9 protein-coding genes are annotated in these 18,918 nt (G+C 42.3%); 7 read left to right on the top strand and 2 right to left on the bottom strand.

The genetic code is table 11. The features are described 5' to 3' along the window. Positions 1–6 precede the first annotated feature (6 nt). Positions 7–1,611, bottom strand: coding sequence for a response regulator (locus T344_RS0113755; protein WP_027629192.1), 1,605 nt, complete (start codon positions 1,609–1,611; stop codon positions 7–9). After that, complete coding sequence (locus T344_RS0113750; RefSeq protein ID WP_034861519.1) at positions 1,604–3,439, bottom strand: sensor histidine kinase; 1,836 nt, start codon at positions 3,437–3,439, stop codon at positions 1,604–1,606. The genes T344_RS0113755 and T344_RS0113750 overlap by 8 nt, the downstream gene beginning before the upstream one ends. A 502-nt stretch (positions 3,440–3,941) precedes the next feature. Between T344_RS0113750 and T344_RS0113745 the strand changes: the two genes are divergently transcribed. The 7 genes from T344_RS0113745 (at position 3,942) to T344_RS0113715 (ending at position 18,444) form a co-directional block, all read left to right on the top strand. Beyond that, the gene (locus T344_RS0113745) at positions 3,942–10,892 is read left to right on the top strand and encodes an S-layer homology domain-containing protein (protein WP_027629190.1); all 6,951 of its coding nucleotides are present in this window, start codon (positions 3,942–3,944) and stop codon (positions 10,890–10,892) included. A 286-nt stretch (positions 10,893–11,178) separates the two neighbouring features. After that, a complete protein-coding gene (locus T344_RS0113740; RefSeq protein ID WP_027629189.1) occupies positions 11,179–12,522 on the top strand; it encodes an ABC transporter substrate-binding protein in 1,344 nt (447 codons plus the stop codon). 88 nt (positions 12,523–12,610) lie between these two features. After that, positions 12,611–13,483, top strand: a complete 873-nt coding sequence (locus tag T344_RS0113735) for a carbohydrate ABC transporter permease (protein WP_004628764.1) — start codon at positions 12,611–12,613, stop codon at positions 13,481–13,483. 23 nt (positions 13,484–13,506) lie between these two features. Then, positions 13,507–14,328 carry a carbohydrate ABC transporter permease gene (locus T344_RS28255; RefSeq protein ID WP_242842086.1) on the top strand — a complete coding sequence of 274 codons (822 nt, stop codon included), beginning with the start codon at positions 13,507–13,509 and terminating at the stop codon, positions 14,326–14,328. 34 nt (positions 14,329–14,362) lie between these two features. Continuing rightward, entirely contained in the window at positions 14,363–16,627 is a 2,265-nt protein-coding gene (locus T344_RS0113725; RefSeq protein ID WP_027629187.1) for a glycoside hydrolase family 65 protein, read from the top strand. 16 nt (positions 16,628–16,643) lie between these two features. Then, positions 16,644–17,339: a beta-phosphoglucomutase gene (gene pgmB / locus T344_RS0113720; RefSeq protein ID WP_004628884.1), complete on the top strand. Its 696-nt coding sequence runs from the start codon at positions 16,644–16,646 to the stop codon at positions 17,337–17,339. Beyond that, positions 17,332–18,444 carry a DUF4432 family protein gene (locus tag T344_RS0113715; protein WP_027629186.1) on the top strand — a complete coding sequence of 371 codons (1,113 nt, stop codon included), beginning with the start codon at positions 17,332–17,334 and terminating at the stop codon, positions 18,442–18,444. Before pgmB ends, T344_RS0113715 begins: the two co-directional genes overlap by 8 nt. Positions 18,445–18,918: the final 474 nt, after the last annotated feature.

Raw genomic sequence — 18,918 nt, 5'->3', positions numbered from 1 at the left:
CTGTCATCAGCTGATATTACTTGCCTTATACTCCTTGGGGCTCATTCCGGTATACTTTGTAAAAACATGGGTAAAGTAGGCAGGATCTTCAATACCTACGGCACATGCAACCTCAAACACTTTGTTGGCCGGATCCTTTAAAAGCTTTTTGGCGTGATCGATCCGGTACTTGTTTATGGCATCCACAATGGATTCGCCGGTTTCCTTTTTGTACAACCGGCTGAGATAGCTGCTGTTGACATGGATATGATCTGCTATGGTCTGGAGACTGATATTCTTGTGGAAATTATCCCTTATATATTTTTGAGTTTCTTTTATAAGATAACTGAATTTATTTTCATTGGTAACTACAACCTTAGAAATGCTTTCTATCAACTGTTTTAAAATAGCTGACAGGCTTTGAATGTTTCTGCTTGACTGTATCCGCTTGTATATTTCAGGCTCTCTGTCGGAAAGCTCGGGTGTGAACAGCCTGAAACCTGCGAGAAGCCTGTAGCAATAGGAGGCGATGAGCATGCAGGATACCTTTATATTTTCTATGGGCTCCTTGTTGCGTCTGTATTCCTCCAAAAGGTTTTCAAGGCTTTTTAATGCCTCTGAGGGATTTTGCAGCTGGAGGCTGTCCACAATCTTTTCAGCGAAATAATGGGGCTGTCCGGGTGATGAGGTGACCGGTGACGTGTTGGGCATAAAAACAGAAACGTGGTTGTCATTGTAAAAACCGCCGTTAAGTGCATCCTTTGCTTCCTGATAGGCAACAGACAGAGCCGGGATGTTTTGCTGCATTTGGCTTATCCCTATACTGATGGTAAAACGCATGAAACTATCGGCCATAGATAGAATTTCGTTACAGGTCATGAGCAGGGTTTGAGTGCAGAGGGGGACATTGCGGCTTTTAAAGGAAATTATAGCCGCAAGCAAAGTTCTGTCAACTGCCACCGTATAGTGAGGATAGTTTTTAAAAGCCATTGAAAGAAGATTGCTCACCGAGTGCATGAATTTGTTATAGTCCTCCGGGCTGATCAGGGAATTTTCGTTTGAAACACTGTGAATGTCAAACAGAACAATAAAATAATTTTCAATTTTTATCTCCAGCTCGGTCAATTTGCTTTGAATGAGCATATCGTCCATAATGATTCCGTTAAACACATCCTTGAAAAACTTCTCACAGATTTCCGACAACCGCAGATTGGCCTTTTGCTCCATGAGCTTTAATTTCTCATCTTTATCCTTTTCCTGGCTGATCAGGGCCTTTGCCTTATTAATGGCGTCGGGTATTTTCTCGGTAGGATTTGTTTTAATGATAAAATCTATCACATCGTATTTTATGGCGGTCTGGGCATAGGAAAAATCTGCAAAGGCAGTAAGTATGATAACTTTGACAGCGGGATAGTTTTCATGGATATATTTTGACAATTCAAGGCCGTCCATTCCGGGCATCTTAATATCTGTCAGTACAATGTCCACAGAATGGGAGCTGAGTTTTTCCTTTGCGTCAATTCCGTTTTGAGCATCACAAACCACCCGGCAATCAAGTGCTTCCCAATTGACAAAGTATAAGAGCCCCTGCTTGATCACCGGCTCATCGTCAACTATCATAATGTTATACATTTATTATTTCACTCCTGTCTGCGGGAATATGTACAGTTACCTTTGAGCCTTTGTTGATCCGGCTTTCAATTCGGATACCATAAGGCTCTCCATATATCAGTCTGATCCTTTTGTGAGTATTGATAAGGCCGATGCTGTTGTGCCCCTTCTTGCGCATGCTGATAGTTTCACAGTTGTCAAGGTTGATATTTGAACTTTCGAAACCTGCACCGTCATCGGTGACATCAATATATACCGATTCATTTTCCATGTAAATGTTCAGTTCAACGGTGCCCTTTCCCATCTTTTCCTCCAGTCCGTGGACTACCGCATTTTCTACAAGCGGCTCAATACTCAGCTTGGGGATCAAAAGGTCTAAAATGCTCTCGTCGGAAACATGGATGATATACTCCAATTTGTCTTCAAATCTCATCTTCTGCAGGTAAAGGTAAAACTCAATGAATTCCAGCTCCTGTCTTATGTGAACCTTGGCCCGGCTGTTTGTATAGATGCCTGCCTGGAGCAGTTCGGTAAGGGAGGTCACCATTTTATATATGGTCTCATCCTTTGACAGTCTGGCTTTGTATCCTATAGTAATGAGCGTATTAAAAAGGAAATGCGGATTCATCTGGGACTGAAGGAACTTGAATTCTGTCTCCTTTAAAAGCAGCTGCTTTTCATATACCTGATTAATAAGGTACTTTATTTCATCGGTCATATTATTGAAGGTATTGCTGAGCAGTTTAAGTTCACGGTCTTTGTAAGCCGGCATTTTAGTTTCATAATTCCCTACCTTGACTTTATTTATGACAGAAAGCAGGTCCCTTATAAATCGCGTGAACCTGAGTGAAACCAGAATTCCTGCGAGTACGGATACAAATATGATTACAAAGGTAATTGCTATGTAGTTTCTCATACTGTCCGACAGCTTTGCCAGAACCTGGTTCCTGGGAATTCCTGCGATAAAATTAAGGCCGGTGTCACCTATTTTCCTATGGGCAACCAGATAGGTGGTATTTCCCAATGTGACCTCGGAAACGTCGGTGTCATTGTTAAGATTGAGAATGGAGGAAGCAACGGTGCCTCCAAGCAGGTTCCTGTCCGAGCTGGAGTAGATTGCGCCCCGGTCGTCGGTGATATATACCATTGAACCTTCAAATGACAGAAGCTCCGCATATTTTTTATAGAGTTCATTTTCCTCGATTCCGAAAATCATAACCAGCCTTTGTTTAGGATTATTAATGTTGGTGACAATGCGGGTAAAATAGATGGTTCTATCTGTTAAAGAAGGCGGAAGTATTGTCTTGCCCCTGATTTTACTCCCGCTGATTTTCTTAAAAACATTAATATTATTGTTGTTTATCAGGTCGATATTGGGTGTGGATTTGAATATGGAGCAATAGGTGTCCTCATTCAAAAACACGTAGGCTGTGGAGATAAGGTTCATATCCCAGGCATTGTTAAACATCAGGCTGTACCTGAGGTCTTCTTCAATAAGACTCTTATTGATGAAAAGGCTGTAGAAATCTCCATCAAAAGACGTATCGCCTGAAGTCCAGGCTCTTATATTTTTATTGGAGAGAAAATGAAGTGAGGTTGTGTCGATTATCTTAAAGGAATTTTCTATATTTTCATTTGCCTGCCGTATAAGCTGGCTCAGATTGTCATTGGCATTTTTAGTCAGTACTGCTGCCATGTTCCAATAAAAATAAAAACCGACAATGGACATGGGGAGCAGAAGTAGAAGAACTATGGCCAATGTGATCTTGTGCCTTATGGGTGCTCTTTGAATGTATCGCAATATTTGAAATTTACGTCGGGGCTTAAACAGTCTCTTGAGCTTACTCATTAGAAATTTTCCAACTCCTTATCAGCATGTGAATTACACAATACATTATTGTATAATATAACGACCATATAATTCTACATAATTCAACAAAATACTTTATAATCCTTTAATAAAGAAAAAGTTAGTAAAAAAAGTCATACAATAGTAAAGATATTACAATGAAGTTGTACTTACGTACCAGTTGATCCTAATTAAATTTATCTGTAAAGCAATACAAAATTTCAATTAGTACAACAGGTTAAATTAAAATTATGTAACATAACTATGCCAGTTCAACATAACCCAACAAATTCCTTTAAAAATTCATAAGTAGTAAAAAAAACTAAAGAATTCTCAAGATAATACAAGTTGAATTTATTGGGCTGATCTAAAGACTGAATATAGCAAAATATCACAAAAACATGTACTTAATTTTCATTAACTATATACAAGATAGACAATATACTTAAATGTAGCATTTTATAAAAATAAGGTATTTAAAAAAGTTTAACGGAGGGAAAAAATGTTAAAGAGAACTGTTTTAAAAATGGTTTCGGCAGCATTATGTGTTTGCATGCTACTTTCAGCTGTACTTCAGGGCGGAATGACATATGCTGCCGGCAGTGATGCAACCCTTATTATTGATCAAAGCCAGGTGAGCGGTCAGTATGATCTTGATCTGACACAGGCTGGAGATATTGATTGGGTGCATTTTAAGGGCAACGGCTCAGGAGGTGTTATACAGGTTGGTAAAGCAACTACTCCGGGTGCCATATCCTTTGATATACTCCCAAATTCAGTCCCGGAAGGCAAGGTTAGTAATGGCGATCCAGACCGTGTAGCCAGCACCTGGACCGATGGTATGGCAGGCTATGAATCAGGTTTCGATGATACCGGGTTTGCTGTTTTATTACCACCGGCAGGCAATAGGGGTGCCGGCACTTGCAGCGATAACGTCGGTTGGAATTTTTCCGTGTCACCGCAGCCTGTCCGAACATCGGTAATATTCACTGTAGGGCTTTGGCAGGCAAATGTGGATGTAAACTTCTACATGGATGGTATGCCGGCCGATGTGAAAAGCATATCTGCCGGTGGCAGCGCACAAACCTTTAAATATCAGGTGACGGTACCTGCAAACAGGGAACTGAGGGTTGAAGGCATTCAAACAGATATCTTGTGGCAGGACGGCAATTCTTCAATATCAAACATAGCTGTGGGTACTGCCGGTGCGGGAAGTACCGAAGAACTTAATATTTTGCAAAACCAGGTGAGCGGTGAAGCCGAAATTGATCTTTCATCTGCCGGAAATGTTGACTGGCTGCATTTGAAGGGAGACGGTTCCGGTAATATCGTACATATCAGGAAAGCAGCTTCTCCAGGTACAATTTCTTTTGGTACATTATCAAATACCGGCTCTGAGGGCAAAGAAAACAATGGTGACGCAGACCGTATGTCCTATAGCTGGTATGACGGTATGGCAGGCTATGAAACCGGCAGCAAGGATACCGGATTTGGTGTTTTCTTCCCGGCAAGCAACAGAGGCCCGGCTGTCTGGGGGAATGACGTGGGCTGTACTTTTACGGCAGCGGCACAGCCGAAGGAATCAACGGTAGTATTCAGCCTGGGACTTTGGCAGGCAAAAGTAGATGTAAAATTTTATAAGGATGGTGCGCTGTATGATACCAAAAGCATATCTGCCGGTGGCAGCGCCCAGGTATATAAATATGAGGTAACAGTACCTGCAAATACAGAATTGAAGGTTGAGGGAATACAAAAGGAGACTTTATCCCAGTGGGGTAATTTTTCACTTTCAGGTATAGCGGTCAGCAGTGAAACGGCTATTGATAAGACGGCTTTACAGAGCTTATATAATCAAGTTAAGGATTTAGTTCAGGGCTCGTATACAGATACGACATGGACGGTTTTTGATAATGCAAGAACTGCTGCAAAAGCTGTTCTTGACGATCCGGCTGCAGCGCAGTCTGCAATTGACAGCGCAAAAACCGCTTTGGTACAGGCACAGAGTGCCCTTGAGTACAATACAAATGAACTGTCCATTACACAAAGCCAGATGAGTGGTGTGTTTGCCATTGATCTGACTGCAGTTGGAAATATTGACTGGCTGCATTTGAAAGGAAATGGTTCGAACGGAATTATACAGATCAGGAAGAATACTCAAAACGCAATTTCGTTCAGCGCACTTGTGAATACTGTTCCTGAGGGAAAAGAGGTTAATGGTGATGCCAACCATGCTTCTGCATCATGGACGGATGGAATGACAGGTTATGAATCCTTGGCCAATGATACCGGCTTCGGTGTTTTCCTGCCTTTACCGGAGGATAGAAATCCCGGCGCCTGCAATGAAAATGTAGGCTGGAACTTTTCGGTAGCAGCACAGCCAACTCAAACAACCGTGGTATTCAGTACGGGTATCTGGCAGGCAAAAGCAGATGTAAACTTCTTTCTGGATGGCAAATATGCCGCTGCCAAACATATGGAGGCAGGCGGTACTGCCCAGGTATTCAAATATCAGGTGGTTGTTCCTGCAAATAAGGAGCTCAGGGTTGAGGGTGTGCAAAAATATAAAAATGCACGTGATGGCAACTCCTCACTGTCAAATATAGCAGTAAGCAGCAAAGAAATTGCGGACAAATCAGCTTTACAAGCTCTTTATGATGAATTTGACGGAATAACCAAAAGCTATTTTACAGATGCTTCATGGAACAAATTTAATAATGCAAAAATTGCGGCAAAGGCAATTCTTGAAAAAATTGACGCCACACAGGCAGAGGCTGATAATGCAAAAGCAGCACTTGGTCAAGCCCAGAGTGAGCTTGTAAAAAAGGACACCAATGTGATGATAGACTACACAAGCGATCAGAGAGGCTTAAGCTATGCCCTGGGTCATCTCAATGATCAACAGGACAGATACCAGACCTTTACAGCCGGTGAAGCTTTCAGGATGGAATATGTTCAGCTTGGATTGACGAAGGCATCGGATGACGGAAGTGATCTGGTGGTAAAGCTGTATGCTGCGGATAGCAATGGGCTGCCCACCGGAGCTGTACTTGCACAAACTACCGTCGGCAAAAAAGCTGTTGTAAGCGGAGGATTAACCACAGTCAAGCTTGGTTATGATATAAGCGCAAATAAAAGATATGCAATTGATGTAACTCAGACTGCTCTTCAGGACGGTATATATTGCTGGACAGTCATGCCTAAAAATTATTATACAAAAAATGAATTTTACGGTAAGACCGTTTCAGGAAATTTTGTAGCTGAAGCATGGCTTGGAACAGGTTTGATGAAAATTATAAAAAAAGTAAGTGTTGATAGAAGCGCACTGGAGGCTTTGGTATCCGAGACAGGCAACTACAATGAAAAAATTTATACGGTGGAATCCTGGCTGGCTTTGGCGGGTGCTGCGGAATCCGCAAGAAGCTGCCTGGATAACTTCGATGCCACTCAGCAGGAAATTGATGCTGAAGCCGGAAAACTTCAAGCCGCAAAAGATAATTTGGTTACAAATATAAACATATCTGATTTTAATGCTTTCGTTTCAAGTTTTGATAATGTGGCGGTTAAGGGTTACACTGAAGCTTCTGTGGCAGTATTGACAGGTGCACTTGCAAATGCAAAACAATTGAGCGGCATTGCTTCCGATCATGAAAAGCTGCAGGCCTACGCCGATGTTCTGAACGCTATTGCAAAGCTTCAGGTATCAGGAGAATATTCATCAAAAACAGACGGCGGATTAACCGGTTCTTTTGGTTTTGAAGGTGATATGAATGCTCCCATTGCGTTTATTGATGGCTCCTTTAAGCTTGCCAGCAGGGGAAACCTGATGATCAGATTCGGTGTGGCAGGCCTTAAGGAAAAAGGTGTTTCAATCGATTGGTACAACAGGGACGGATATTTGCCCTGCTATGTAAGTGAGTATACGACAGATAATGTTACATATAAAATTGAAGAGTTTGCCAATAAGCATATCATTGATGGCAACCCTGTGGAAGTTGCATATGCAAAAATGACGGCCACAAACAATTCAGGTGAGAAACGATTGCTTCCTGTTGTTTCAAAGGAATTACTGCCTTTGAATGAAGCAGCTGAATCTGCATTTGTCATTAATGCCGGAGAAACAGTTGTAAGAGAATATGCAATTAAAGCAGATAGATTTGAAAATGAAGGACATACAGGGAATCAACATGAAGTATCTCCTAAGGCAGAATTCCCCACTGACCAAAAGATCGTTGAAGCCGCAAGGAGTGTCGCAGATACAGGTAAAAACAGCATTTTTGAAAATAACTATGCTGCCATGAAGACTTACTGGGATACCAGACTTGCAGGAATAATAGATATAAGGCTGCCCAACAGCAAGGATGCAAAAAATAGGGACAGTCTGGTAAACGCATATAAGGCAGGTTATATCTATACTCTTATTATCAAAGACGACACATTCCTGCATGTTGGCGAAAATGGCTATGACAGGTTGTTTTCACATGACACAATCGGAATATTGCAGTCCCTTATTACAGCCGGTGATTTCAAGGACGCAAAAAATTATCTTGAAAGTGTTCCCATGACCGGAGGTATAAACATTGAAAACGGTAAGGTAGATCCCGATTTATACTGGGATGCAAACTGGAAATTGCCATGGGCATATTCCGTATATCTAAGCAAAACGGGAGATCTGGATTACATAAAGGGAAAATTTGAAGGAGTAATTAAAAAAATGGCTCATTCTATTCATGACGACCGTACAGGTGCAAACCATGACGGAATTATGAAAAGCACTCTGGCCATTGATTCCTACGGCCAGTGGACAGTTGACGACCAGGCCGCACTTATGGGGCTTACAGCGTATAAATATATTTGTAATGAATTGGCTTTAAAGGAAACCGACCCGAACAAAAAAGACTATTATTTAACAGAAGTTCAGTGGGCCAATGCCGAATACGACAGTTTGTTAAAAGCAGTAACCGAGACACTTGAAAATACAATCAGCAGTAATAACTTAAACTATATTCCGGCTTCAATAGTTGAACCCAACACTAAAAACAGATGTAATGATATCAGAGATGCAAACTGGGCATCAATGCTGTTATTCGGATCATTCCCCTGGGACGGGTATCTGTATGGTGCAGATCAAACCAGGGCAGGAGCCAATATAGATATGATCGACCAGACTTATGCATACGGCATTGAAAGGCGTAAAAGCCTGCCGGAAGCTTCACCTTATAATTTTGGAGGTTATCCTCATGGCTGGTATTCAAGTGCCTACAATGCAGGATACGGTATTGCCGCACTTCGTGGTGAAGCTTACAGGGATATGGGAATAAAAGCTTATGAATTTCAGATAAACAGTGCCATGGGCTCGCCCTTTGGCTGGTGGGAAGGTGTAGGACCCACAAATTATCCCGACCAGGATCCCTCAACTCCGCTTTGGAACCGTGATAATGCGGCAGGAGGCGGTGGTTCCAACCAGCACATGTGGGGACAGGCAACAGCATCCAAAGTCTTGTATGATGCACTTATAGCCGAAAGAATTTTTAATGATAACAAAAATGCAGAAATAATTATCGGCCGTGGTGTTCCAAAAGAATGGGTAACAAATGCCACCAGGGAAAACAACATAGTTGCGGCAGTAGAAAATTATCCGGTTCTTCAAGGCGGCAGAGCAGGCTATACAATTGAAAGAAACGGCAGCAAACTGAAAATTACCATGAACTGCAATAGGGAAAATTCCAAAATAGCTGCAGGCACTGCAGAACAATGGAGTATTCAACTGCCAGCCATGGTAGACAATATCTCATGGGTTTCTGCCGGAGAAGCGGACAATGCCAATGGTATTGTTACAGTTCCGATAGAAACAAAGGAAGTTACTATTGTGCTGAAAGATTTATTGGGAAGCTCGGTGTCAATAGATACAACATCATTACCCAATGGTAAGGTTGGGGCGGCGTATTCAAGTGCATTAGCCGCAGCAGGCGGAACATTGCCATACACCTGGAGTGCTGAAGGACTTCCGTCGGGACTGAAAATTACAAATGCCGGGGTGATAGAAGGTACTCCAACTGCAGCAGGTACCTTTAGTGTCAGCTTAAAGGTCCGGGACAGCAGCAATCCCGTATTAAGTGAAAGTAAAGCTTTAAGTATTACCATAACTCCTGCCGATCAGCCTGGAGGCAATACCGGAAACAACGGCAGCAACAACAGCGGCAGTACCGGAAGTAATACTGGAAATACCGGTTCGGGAAATAAAGAAACGACTGTAAATCCAATTGGTTCATCTATAAGCGGTGATAAAACAATACTAACCATTTCAATAAAAGCCGGCAATGAATCGGGAAAAGCCGTAGCCAATGTAGAAAAAGCTGCTATCCATAGTCTTGCAGAAAAAGCCAGAGAAGCTGAAATCAACGGACAGAAAGCTATTGTTGAAATAAAACTCGACTCTGCAAAAGATACAAAATCTGTCGAGGTAGGATTCCCAGCAGATGCGCTTAAAGAAATAGCCGGAACCCTTGGAACTTCTATTAAGCTTAGTACAGGAATCGGAAGTGTTATTTTAGATGCAAAAGCAATAGCTTCGATCAGTGCTTCTGCTGCATCCGGAAAAGTAAGCATTATCCTGAAAAATTCGGAGGATTCTTTGCTGCCGGAAGAAATAAAGACCAAAGTGAGTGACCGGCCGGTTTATAATTTCTCAGTCCAGGCTGGTGATAAAGTTATATCAGAGCTTGGCGAAGGAACTGCCCGGATAAGTATACCATATGCTCCAAAACCCAATGAGAAGTATAACTCTATCATAATATACAAAATAGACAATGACGGAAACTCAAAGGTTGTCAGAAGTATATATAATCCTGTGACAGGCACGGTTGATTTTATAACCGCTGACAGTTCACAGTATGCCGCAGGTTATAATGAGGTTGAATTCAACGATGTTACATCCAGGGACTGGTTTGACAGGGCGGTGGGATTCATGTCGGCCAGAGGTATAGTAAATGGTGTGGGGGACGGCAGTTTTGCTCCTCAAAATAAAGTTACAAGAGCTGACTTCCTCATAATGGTAATGAACGCTTACGGAATTGAGGCTGATAGGGCGGTAACCGACAACTTTGCAGATGCCGGCAGCAAATACTATTCTGATTACCTGGGTACTGCAAAACGCCTGGGTCTGGTTTCAGGTACCGGAGATAACAAATTCATGCCGAATGCTGCTATAAGCAGACAGGATATGCTTCTTATACTCTATCGTGTGTTGGATATACTTGGTGAATTACCGGCTGCAAAAACAGGAAACTTTGACAGCTTCAGCGATTCAAAGGATGTATCCGGTTACGCAAAAGATACAATGAGGCTGTTTGTTGAGGCAGGTATTGTTTCGGGAGATGACAATAAATTGAAGCCTAAAAAAGATACATCAAGGGCAGAGGCTGTACAGGTACTGTATAACCTGCTTTCCAGATAAATAACCTGAACTGAAAAGTGCACCCAAATGATAGTAAACCAAATGTTTCTATTATATTGAGGTGCACTTTTTGGCTATAGAAAATATGAAGTCAAAAAAATCATACAATAGTAAAGATATTACAATTAATTTGGAATTTAACTGTTAATCTTCCGGCATAGAGGAATTTAATTAGAAATATTACAAAAACAAGTACAAATAATAAATTAACTTATTTGGCCCGGCATCTTATAATGTAATCGTAGCGCTACTAGTGAATGATTTGAACATACAAGGAGGAATTGAGATGAAAAAACCTGTAGCTTTATTATTAGCTTCATTAATGGTTGCTTCTTTAGCTGCATGCGGTACAAATACAGTTTCCGAGAGCACAACATCCGCCGCAGTATCAACCAGTACACAAACCAGTGCACAGACCGGTGCAGAGGCAAAGGGCCCGGTTACAATAAAATATCCTACATACAGGGTAGGTACCCATTACTCTGCTGCTTTCGAGAAGGAGCAGATCGCAAAGTTTAATGAAAAGTTCGGTAATGAAGTAAAAGTCCAGGTAGAAGAGATTCCAAGCGATACGGCATATAACGACAAGATGAAAATTTTAGCTGCTTCAGGGGATCTTCCCGATGTTGTCATGGGTAAAAACGGAATAAATGAAATATTGATAAAAGGCAATCTGGCAACACCTTTTAATGAATATCTGGATAAGGATTCAGAATGGAAAGCTGATATCGGCGATGAAGCAATTGCCGCAAATACACGTGACGGAAAGGTATGGTCCATCAGTGATCAAAAACAGGTTATAGGGTATTTCTACAATAAGGAGATGTTTGAAAAGGCAGGCATAAAACCTGCTGAAACCTGGGATGAGTTTTTGGCCAACTGCGACAAATTAAAGTCGGCAGGTTTTACCCCCCTGGCTTTGATGACAGGTGAAAATGCATGGACCACCAACCTTATGCTTTCCTCAATTGTAGGTACAAGCGGAGAAGCCGGAAATAAATTTATGAATACTCTTCATCCTGCAAGTTTTGAAACTCCCGAAATGATCGAAGGATTGAAGAAAATACAGATAATGCTGAAGAAGTACACAACAAAGGATGCCATAGGAGCAGTATATGCAAATGCGGCAAATAATTTCGAACAGGGAAAAGCTGCCATTATCGCCAACGGTCCCTGGATGATCGGTGATTTCAGTGATAAGAGCAAGTCTCCGGAGGGTTTCGACAAGAAGGTGGGTGTTGCCGCATACCCTGGAAGCGGAGCATTTTTGTCCTATGAAGTCGGGTACATGATTGGTTCGGATGCCCAGGATAAAAAAGATGCCGCAGCTAAATTTATCAAGTACAAGACCAGCGCCGAAGGGCAATCCATAGCACTGGAACTCGGTAACGTGTTACCCGTTTCAGACAAGGTACAGCCTTCGGAAGAATTCAAACAGAAATATCCGGTATTTGTAGAGACCATTGATGTAGGAAATAGTGCAAAAGTGAAGTACCAGTACTTTGACACTATTGTATTCCCAAATGTAACTGATACCTGGAAGAATTTATATCCGGAATTGGCTTTCGATAAGCTGACTGCCGAACAGTTTGCCAAGAAGCTTACTGAGGTGGCTGCAAAGAACAAATAACTTAAATGAATGCTGAATATTTAATAGAAGTTGTAATGCATTCTCCTCGGAAGGTTCCGGGGAGAATTGCATTTAAGGAGATGATGAAATGGCGAAAAATAAAGGTTACATAGCTTTATTCCTGATTCCGACAATTATACTGTTTGTAGTAGTTTATGCAGTTTCAATTGTTATACTTGCCGGTACTTCTTTTACAGAATGGGCCACCGGAACAAAACCTGTTTTCATCGGCTTAAGCAATTATATAAAAATGTTTACCGATGACTCGGATTTTACCCGGAGTTTGATTAATACCGTTATATGGATTATATTGCAGTCCACTGCTCATGTTTTTATTGGTGTATTGTTCGCCATTATTCTCAATATGAAGGAATTTTACTGGAAGTTTGCAAGAACGGTATTTATGATACCGAATATCATTTCGGGAGCTGCCGTGGGAATGCTGTTTTTATGCATATTGAATCCTGAGTTTGGCGCGATAAACAGTATTATCAGGTTATTCGGCTTTAAGGATTTTTCACAAAACTGGTTTATGGACTACAGGACATCCTTCTTTTCGGTAACCATGACCTGGCTGCCCTATGCCGCCGTAGTTACCATTCTGGTTCTGGCTGAAATAGCGGCAATTCCGGAGGGACTTTTCGAATCGGCCAGGATTGACGGTGCCAGCGAAATAAAAGTAAATTTGTATATTGTACTGCCGCTGCTCAGAAACATTATCGGAACCTGTGTAATTCTGTCGGGTACAAGTATGCTGCAAAAGCTTGATATCATCATGATGACCACAGGCGGAGGGCCTGGAAATCAGACAATGAATCTTCCAATGTATATCTATAAGACAGCTTTAATGGACAATAATTTCGGATACTCAAATACTGTTGGTACATTCCTTGTTGTATTTGGAATTGTATTGGTACTACTCTACAGGAGAATCTTTAAAATAGGCAATTCTGATACATGAAAGGAGTGACTTGCTTGAAAGGAATGAAATTTCTTTTATCAATTTTAAAATACTTGTTTGTTTTAACTATAATGGTTCTGTCAATCGGACCGTTTATATGGGTGTTCATATCTTCGTTCAAAACCAATGCGGAGATTCTCAATTATTCCATTGGATGGCCGCAAAGCTTCAAAATATCAAATTATCTGATGGCTTTTAAAATAGCACCATTGACACAGTTTTACCTGAACAGTGTTATCGTAGGTATTTTCGGTACAATATTGAATCTGATTATTTTAGGGATGTCGGCCTATGTTATTGCAAGGTTTGACTTTAAAGGAAAAAAAGCCATAGTAGGTATCTGTTCATTATCTCTGCTGATACCTGGCGCCGCAATGCTGCAGCCATTGTATCTGACAGTGAATACATTGGGACTGTATGACAAACTGATTGGTTTGATTATTGTTTATGCAGGGTTTGGGCTTCCCGCATCACTTTATATAATTTCAAGCTATTTTCAGACAATACCAAAGGAAATGGAAGAATCGGCCAGCCTGGATGGGGCGGGTTTCATCAGGACCTTTGTCTCAATCATTCTTCCAATTGCAAAGCCCGGGTTTGGAACGGCAGCCGTATTGCAGTTTCTTTTATGCTGGAATGAATTCCAGTTTGCAATTACCCTCACAACAGGTAACAAAAGCCGGACACTTCCTCTGGCACTCTACTACTTTAAAAGCCAGTTTGCCAGTGACTATGGTGTAATGTTTGCAGCTACGGTTATTGTAATCATTCCAAGCATAATCGTTTATATGCTGCTTCAGAAGCAGGTTGTATCAGGACTGGCGGCAGGCGCCGTAAAAGGCTGAAAAACTTCATTATTTGAAAAAGGATTGAATTTTAATGAATACAGGGAAGCAATTGCTTGATATAGATGAATTATGGTGTATAAAAGAAGACAGGTTCAGCGGTGAAACCACCAAGCACTATGAAGGACTTTTTACCCAGGGCAACGGCTATATGCATGTCAGGGGGAGTTTTGAAGAAGGGCTTGAAGGAGCAGCCCAGGATGAAGAATACCTGCGGATGCCGGCAAATGTCACACTTGAAAAGCCCAGGCATCCCGAATCCAAATGGGGCACCTTCATACCCGGTGTCGTTGGTAAGCACCCGCTGCTTAAAGAAGAAATAATTAATCTTCCTTATTTTCTAAGTATGAATTTGGTTATTGCCGGCGAAAAGCTGGATATGAAACTCAGTAATGTCAAGGAATATAGAAGATGGCTGGATTTGAGAAACGGCTGCCTTTACAGGACCCTCATATGGGAAACAAAAGCCGGATTGAGTCTGAGGCTTACATATATGCGCTTCATCAGTATGTCCCATGAGCATCTGTGCCTGCAGCAGCTCGGTATTGAAGCACTGTCGGGACAGGGCGTTGTTGATATTGCCTGCGGAATAGATGCCGGCGTAAGGACCAACGGTTACAACCATTTCCGGGAGGTATTGACAGCAGAACCTGAGACCGGCTGTATTTCGGCAGAAACTCTTACCGATGGCGGGGACAGGATTTTAATGCTGTACAGTGTAAAGGCCTCCCAAAATATTTTATGGAGCAGGCAGCAGAAAGGCCAAAATGTTTTTTACTCGGGATCAAAGCTTTTAAAAGCCGGAGATTGTCTGGAGGTTCAGAAAGCAGTTTCAGTTGTAACCGGCAGGGACAATGAGGCCGGAGAGCTTTTGGAGAGAGGGCTTAAATATTTAAGGGCTTTCGATGCTAATGGTTGGGAAAAGCTCTATGAAAATCATGCGAAAGTCTGGAGCGAAAAGTGGAAATTCAGTGACATAAAAATTACCGGAGATTTTGAAGCGCAGCTGGCGCTGCGTACATCCATATATCACCTGATCCGGTCTAACTGTGAAAATGACCCCAGGGTTGCCATATGTGCCAAGGGATATGCAGGTGAAGCATATTTTGGCCGGTATTTCTGGGATACCGAAATAAACATGCTGCCATTTTTTATCCATTCAAATCCAAAGGCTGCCAGGAACCTGATAATGTTCAGGTACAACACGCTGGAGGGGGCTCGTAAAAATGCCGGGGCTTACGGCTACCAGGGGGCAAGATATGCCTGGGAGTCTTCGGTTTCAGGAGAGGAGCAATGCCCATGCTGGCAATATGCCGATCATGAGATACATATTACGGCAGACATTGTATACGCGTTGTGCCATTATGTAAATGGTACCGGGGATCTGGAATTTATATGGAATCATGGCATCGATATAATGGTTGAAACCGCCAGGTACTGGGTTGAGCGGGTGGATATCAATAAAAATGGCTATTATGAGCTTTTGGGCGTTATGGGTCCGGATGAATACCTGCCCATGACCAGGAACAATGCATTTACCAACCGGATGGTTAAATTCAGCCTGGAAAAAACAGTTGAATACCTGGAAACCGTCAGGAAACAGGATGCAAATAAATACAGGGATATTGAAAAAAGGCTTGCTCTCACACCGGAGGATTTAGTGCGGTTCAAGGATGTGGGAGAGAAATTGAAAATTCCTTTTGATGCAAATACCCGGATAATTCCCCAGTCGGAAGATTTTCAGGATTATGCCGATCTGGATTTTGACACCATCTGGAAGGACAGGACAAGGCCTTTCGGACACTTTATATCCCAGGAGAGGAATTACCGTTCCAAGGCTTTAAAACAAGCCGATGTACTTCAATTGATAATGCTTTATCCCGAGGATTTCACACGGGAGCAGCTGTCTGCTTCCTATGACTACTACGAACCCATCACCACTCACGACTCATCGCTTTCGGCATCGGTTTACGGAATCACGGCAGCCTGGCTGGGAAGGCTGGAGGAGGCCGGAAAATTCCTTAAAAAAGTTATGGAAACCGACATGTCCATTGAAAAAAAGGGAGCTGCCGAAGGTATTCACATTGCCAACTGCGGAGGCCTGTGGCAGATGATTGTATATGGTTTTGCAGGCTTGAAGAGCGCCATGTGGTGCAGTGAAATACGTCTGGAGCCGCATCTCCCCGAAAAATGGGAAAAGCTTGAGTTTACTCTGGCATGGCATGGCAAATGGTATAAGGCTGCTATTACACAAGAAAAGTACGAGATTTTTGAAATGCAGGATCAACTTGAAGCATAAGAACTGGAGGTAACACATGAAGCCATTTAAAGCGGCCGTTTTTGACCTGGACGGCGTGGTTGTGGATACGGCAAGATTTCATTTTCTTGCCTGGCAAAGGCTGGCACAGGAATTGGGCTTTGAATTTACAGAAAAGGATAATGAGCGGCAGAAGGGCGTGAGCCGTATGGAATCTCTTGAAATACTCCTTGAAGTGGGTGGATGTACAAATTTATCCCCGGAGAAAAAAGAGGAACTGGCTGCTAAAAAGAATGAATGGTATAAGGAATATCTCTATGAAATGACCCCGGCGGATATACTGCCCGGGGCAAGGGATTTCATGGAGTATCTGAGACGCAGAGGCATAAGGACTGCCCTGGCATCGGCCAGCAAAAATGCCCCTATAATACTTGAAAAGCTTGACATAACAGAGCTCTTTGATGCTGTTGTGGACGGGAACAGTGTTTCAAAGGCAAAACCGGATCCCGAAGTGTTTTTGAAGGCGGCGGAAAAGCTGGGGATCGATCCGTCCGAATGCTTTGTATTTGAAGATGCACAGGCGGGGGTGGAAGGCGCAAAGCGGGCCGGCATGAGAGTTGTAGGAATAGGAAAAAGAGACATCCTGCAAAAAGCCGAAATCGTTGTGAGCGGGTTTCCGGAAATAGAACCGGTAATCCTGTTAAGCTGCATTGAGCTGAAGGACACCTGTGCAATGGAGTATGGTCATGTGTAAGGAAAATATAATTCATTTTGGGGAATTGGCGGCAGGTGCCCGGAGAGAACTGCCTCATGGCGGTTTTATTGAAAAGAGGATATTTAAAGACAGGTATGGCAGCAGTATCAATATCCTGCGTATATCCAACGGATTATTGACCTTTACGGCTATTCCCGAAAGGGGTATGGATATGGGAGAAATCTTCCTGGGTGAGGAAAAAATCACCTGGGACAGGGGAGAGGAATATCTTCTTCATCCGGACAATGTGAACCTTCACGAAAATGGAGGCTGGGAAAAGGGTTTTTATGCCGCTGTTGCGGCCCTGGGACCAGAAGTTTTCGGTACTCCCGACGAGGTAAGGACTGTACACGGGACAGGCTCCTATTCAAGGACAATATTGGAATCCATAAGTATTTCATGGGACGGGGAGCAGATTTGTCTGAAAGGTATTGTTCCCATAAAGGGTTACCGGGCAGAACCTGTCTATGAAAAAAATATCAAAATTCTCACAAGGTACAACTCACCCCTCATAGTCCGAAAAGATTCCACAAGGAATTTAACCGGTGAAAGGCAGCCGCTGGATGACGGTTTTCATATCCAGCCGGCCGGAGAGTTTGTTTCAAAGGGAGGAAGGTATATTCTGCCTGTTGCCGTGGATAAAATGCTGCTCAGGGATTCGGCACCCAAAGAAAAGGATCCTTTTGAGATATACGGCTTCAGTTTGCCTCTCCAGCCCATAAGGTGCTATCAGTATGTGCCTGAACCGGTAAATTGCCTGGAAAAGGTCAAAGAGCTCAACGGTTATCTGGATTTGATTGAGGAAAGCGGCAAAATGACGGCTGAAATGATAGTAAATGCCGAAAAAGATAAAGCTGCTTTTGTTATAAGACCATTGGAGAGCTTTCCCAGGTCGTTGATTGCCAAAAGAGCCGATGAGACTCCCATGTATGCTCTGGAACCATGCAGGACAAGGCCCAATTCCTTAAGGCAGAAAGCCATCGATGGTGAACTGGCGTATCTGGAGCCATATGAACAAGCTGATTCGTGGATTATTATCGGTGCAGCCTCAAACATTTCATCAATTCTATTGCTGGAAGACCTGATCGAAGCGGCAGGCAGGTAGTGCATGGCAAGGAGAGCCGCTGACGGAATACAATTAAAACAAGTAAAAATAACACAAGAAAAGTAAGAACATTCTGATTTTGTTCTCTAAATATGAGTTATATAATTATGTTAACATATTCATAGTCATCTGACTTGAGATATTATAATTTTATACCATTTAAAAAGTAAATATTAAGAATACTCTCGAAAAGTAATTGGTAATTTCGAGAAAAACCAATACTTCACTCCATTTTCTTTGTGAAATGGAGCTATTTGTAGAAAAAGCATTGTACCTTGAGAAATTAATAGTTGTGTAATTTTGAGCCCAGATTTTTTGGGACAGCAAATAAACCTTTGAAATTCAAAGATTTTTAAATGCTGTTTGAAAAGTTCTTGTACTATTGCAATAGACTCAGAATACTAAAGGATTTGTGTTTGATCCAAGCATCCAGATGTATATTAGCAGCAGCGAAAGTGGCTCTTGCAAAACGGT

Origin of the sequence: Ruminiclostridium cellobioparum DSM 1351 = ATCC 15832 (assembly GCF_000621505.1) — a bacterium.
Lineage (GTDB): Bacteria > Bacillota > Clostridia > Acetivibrionales > DSM-1351 > Ruminiclostridium > Ruminiclostridium cellobioparum.
Note: the sequence above shows the minus strand (reverse complement) of the source record. Positions and strands in the feature narration are given on the sequence as shown.